Annotated in this window: 1 protein-coding gene; it reads right to left on the reverse strand. The window is 64.5% G+C overall.

All coding sequences use genetic code 11. From position 1 onward, the window contains the following. Positions 1 to 340, reverse strand: a 340-nt coding sequence (locus AC1DKR_RS21520; RefSeq protein WP_478035286.1) for an FAD-dependent oxidoreductase, incomplete at its 3' end; no start/stop codon positions are given. Between the last annotated feature and the right edge of the window lie 10 nt (positions 341 to 350).

Raw genomic sequence — 350 nt, forward strand, 5'->3', positions numbered from 1 at the left:
GTTCATGGGCGGCGTTGTGCAGTTCCGCTGCCAGTTCGACCCCGGTGGCACCGGCGCCGACGATGGCCACGCTGATCTGTTGCACGGTGTCGGTCTGTCCGGCGTGCGCGCGCAGGTAGTGATTGAGCAGTTGCTGATGGAAGCGCTCGGCCTGYTTGCGGGTGTCGAGGAACAGGCAGTGTTGCGCCGCGCCYTGAGTRCCGAARTCGTTGGTGGTGCTGCCGACMGMAATCACCAGCGAGTCGTAAGGCACTTCGCGCGCGGGTACCAGTTCAAGGCCAGCATCGTCGTAGGTGGCGGCCAGCTGGATTTTCTTCTGTGTGCGATCGAGCCCGCTCATGCGCCCCAGC

This window comes from Stenotrophomonas sp. 01N47, from assembly GCF_056399165.1.